Genomic DNA, 3,852 nt, shown 5'->3' on the forward strand with positions numbered 1-3,852 from the left:
CTTTCAAAACTTTAAGGATCTGTGTTTCAGTAAAACGTGATTTACGCATTATCTTGTCTCCGTGGTTAAGACTATTATCCACAGACACACTAAAAAATCACTGGTACTATTTTAAGGGATGTTTACAAAACAAGCAAAAATGGTAATGCCCAGAAGCTAACCTAAGCGGATAATTTCGCGATTTGGCTGATTATCTTGGGCATAAAAAAGAGCTCTCTTTTCACAAAGGGAGCTCTTTTTGTTGAATGTTATACACAGAAACTATTCCTATGAAATAAGTCGTTTATAGTATTTAGCAGGCATTATCACTGCTTCAAGTTTCTTTCATCATCAGGAGAAAGCGCTTTTACCGCTGACGAAAGATTATGTCTCAAAAACCCGAGAGCACCTTTTTTTCTTCCTGCTGGCTCCTCTTCAAAGCGAGCTTGAACTTTGACAAGCAATTCGCTTGTTATCTGAAGCTCATCTGAAAGGTATGTTCTTATATTTATGGATTTATACCTTTCGCTGATAAAATCGCTAAATAGCAATATATCGTTAGTTTTCCATCCATCAATACACTCCATAAGTTGCTCAACGGAGAACTGATTAAAAAACGTTCTTATTTGATGGCTTTTATAAATTTTAATATCAACATCCTGCCAGCTCTTCCTCATTTGCTCAAAAGTGTCAATCTGACTTTCGCTATCCCGCCTTTCCTTATAAGCATCGCAAGCTTTCATGTGTTTTTCGAAGATAAAACTAACCTTTGGATCGATTCTCAGTCGATTCGCTCGGCCATCTAAGTCTGAGTAATCAAAATTCTTTCTTTCATACAAATCATCAAAGATTTCCGAAAGGATGGGCCGTTCATCAGTAAAAAATTGATTCGACTGTAGAAAATGATAAAAGTAAGCAGCTTCAAACCACTTCGAAAATGACACATCAGTATCTTCGAAAACAAACGCTTGAAGAATATCTACGTTGCGCTCAAATGATTCATCATCGTGATGGAAGTGAGGTGAAAAAATGAAAGCATCAATTGGACAGCCCTTTTGGGGTAATCTACCAAAGTCACTTATGGAGATATGCCAGTTACTCCCTCCGACCAAATAGCTAATTAACTCCTTTGTCAGAAAGGATCTTATCTCAACTAGATCACCATACTCATACTTCTCATCCCTCTCCCCCGGCAAGAAGTTAGAGTATTCCGACCTTTCCCAGATATCGGATTCACTAAGTCCCTTTTCGTAGTGGTAGAAGGTTACAAGAGTTGCCGCTATTATCATTTGCGACATGCTGCGTTCTAAATCTAATGATTTATCTAATTTCAGCACTCTAAATATTTCATCTAGTTTCTTAGAAGTACGCTTCAAAATCCTCAGGTTTTTAAGGTTCTGTTGCTCAACCGCTTTAACTATTTTCTCGCGATACTCTTCAAACCAATTGTAGCCGGAGAAACCTATTTCGACTGACTCTTGCAAACTTTTATTAAGCTTAATGCAACCAGAGAAAACCTTCTCCTTTAACGCTAAGTCACCACTAACTTTTTTATCGTTTACAATAAATATAAACTTAAGATTGCTATTATCTGACAGCTGTAAACATTCACCTATAATCAGATCGCATAGCCTTTTGCCTTTCACTCTATCAAGGTCATCAATAATAATAATCTTATCGCTCAGCTTTGATAACATTACTTCTTTTACTAAGCCCGATGCCCCACTAAGCATTGATGCAATCGCTCCTCCTTTCTCTCCACCAAATTGAGACGCGAGTGACGCAAATAGTGTCGACATCGATTTTCCGGATTCGGCATCAACTTGCTTTTTTATGTAGGTTGCAGATAAGAGTCTATTTTTGAAGTCATTTATACTTGCTAACCCAGTAAGAGAGAACAATACACAGCTTTCACCAACCGCAGTCAGTTCTGGAATTAACGTATTTTTAGTAAAGTAAGTCTTCCCCTCACCCCAATCACCATCAAGCATCACTAAAGGAGGAAACGATGAATCGCTCAAGAGGTGCCTGATATGCTTCGAGATGTCATTCATTTTGGTTTCGCCGGAAGTCAAAAGGTTACTCCTCTGAAGTGCGTCAGGAATTATCACACACTGAATTCCGCACCAGTAAGAAACATCAAATATATTTTCTTTCTCTTATGGATTTCTCAATCCCACAGAACTCTACGTTAACTGTATGAAGTAGCCTCAAAACCTGCTCTTCGGTTTGATAGTAATCGTTTCTGTCTAGAACCGCCAAGCTTAATCCGACTTTTTTCAATACACCGATCATTTTAAATTGGTGCTTTTTATAGCTAAAATCTGGCTTTTGAGAGCTGTTAATTATTTCATTTGACGTTCCAATAATTGAGTCTATCTCTTTAATTATTATTTGGTAGTTGTATTAGCCCCCATTTAAAACGGACACTCATTAGTTAAGCGATAGGCTTAGACCTATCTTTAAGGAGTGTCTATGGAGCGCATTGAAATTTTTACTGACGAACAACGTCGCCGTCGTTATACTCCGCAAGAGAAAGCTAAATTTGTTGCCATGACCATGCAACCGGGTATTCGGTATCATTGGTAGCCAGGCAGAATGGTATAACCCCGAGTTTATTGTTTAAGTGGAAAAAGCTCATGCAAGATGGTGGTATGTCTGCAATTCAATCTGGTGATGACGTCGTCAGCGCTGCAGACCATAAAGCGCTTCAGAAAAAGGTTAAGCAGCTCGAGCAGTTGCTTGGTCGTAAAACTATGGAAACGGAAATCCTAAAAGAGGCGCTGGAGATAGCCCACTCAAAAAAGTTGATATCGCGCATGCCATTGCTGCCACCGGACGGTTCCCTATCCTCCGAGTAGCCGATATTCTTGGCGTGTCGCGCTCCAACTTACATGAGCGTCTGAATGGGCGTCAAAAAGGTCGCTCTGCGCGTTACAGTAAAGCTGATGACGCCACTTTATTGCTGTTGATTGAGGATATCTGCAGCGAACGTGGTAGCAATGGGTATCGACGTATTACTGCGCATCTAAACCGACAATTGAAAACTGAGCAGCACGCTATTGCTCGGGTGAATCCGAAGCGGGTGTATCGCGTGATGCGGCAAAACAACTTGTTGCTGCGCAAATACACCGGCCGTGTAGGCGAACACCGCGCCCATGACGGTCAAGTGATTACGCTACACCCGAACACCCGTTGGTGCTCAGATGGCTTTGAAATTACATGCTGGAACAAAGAAAAAGTGCGCGTTGTATTTAGCCTGGACTGCTGTGACCGTGAGATTATGAGCTATGTTGCGACAACGACGGGTATCCGTGCCGATATGGTTCAGGACGTACTCGTTGAAAGCATTGAGCAGCGCTTCGGTGATGTACGAGAGCTGCCGCACACGGTCGAATGGCTAACAGATAACGGCAGCTGCTATATCGCCGAAGAAACGCGGCGATTCGCCAGTTCATTAGGCTTTAAAGTCTGCACGACACCGGTTCGTAGCCCGCAAAGTAATGGTATGGCTGAGGCGTTTGTGAAGACTTTTAAGCGAGATTATGTGTATCTGAATGACCGCCCGGATGCAGCGACTGTATTAGCCAAGCTCGCTGAGTGGTTCGAAGACTACAATAATTACCATCCGCACAGCGGATTGAAAATGATGTCACCGAGAGAGTATCGAGCTCTTAAAGTGGCAAGTTAAACTGTCCGTTTTAGCGGGGGCAACTACAGTTGGAGCTTCGGGCTTGGGTTGGGTGTTGAATATGAATCAGCTTATGAGGGCTCCGATGAGTTCGGATTCGAGCCACAGCCAGCCGGCGCTGTGCAGTGGCGCAGTGGCGATGATATTTTCTTCTTCGCTGGCGAAGCGCTCGGGTGGCGTGG

The 3,852-nt window shown here is 42.3% G+C and carries 2 protein-coding genes and 1 pseudogene; 1 reads left to right on the plus strand and 2 read right to left on the minus strand.

The window, feature by feature from the left end:
- Positions 1–305: 305 nt before the first annotated feature.
- Together CWE08_RS11900 and CWE08_RS12485 are read right to left on the minus strand one after the other, a co-directional pair.
- Positions 306–2,033 carry a P-loop NTPase fold protein gene (locus CWE08_RS11900; RefSeq protein ID WP_338024021.1) on the minus strand — a complete coding sequence of 576 codons (1,728 nt, stop codon included), beginning with the start codon at positions 2,031–2,033 and terminating at the stop codon, positions 306–308.
- Between the two features lie 85 nt (positions 2,034–2,118).
- Entirely contained in the window at positions 2,119–2,373 is a 255-nt protein-coding gene (locus tag CWE08_RS12485; protein WP_198677175.1) for a retron Ec48 family effector membrane protein, read from the minus strand.
- 81 nt (positions 2,374–2,454) lie between these two features.
- Here CWE08_RS12485 and CWE08_RS11905 point away from each other — a divergent pair.
- A pseudogene (locus CWE08_RS11905) lies at positions 2,455–3,670 on the plus strand (IS3 family transposase).
- The last annotated feature ends 182 nt before the right edge of the window (positions 3,671–3,852 follow it).

Origin of the sequence: Aliidiomarina iranensis, assembly GCF_003987135.1 — a bacterium.
GTDB lineage: Bacteria > Pseudomonadota > Gammaproteobacteria > Enterobacterales > Alteromonadaceae > Aliidiomarina > Aliidiomarina iranensis.

What these genes read in the sequence shown, in the direction of transcription:
- CWE08_RS11900 (WP_338024021.1), bottom strand. Translation starts at nt 2,033, where the DNA reads ATGAATGACATCTCGAAGCATATCAGGCACCTCTTGAGCGATTCATCG.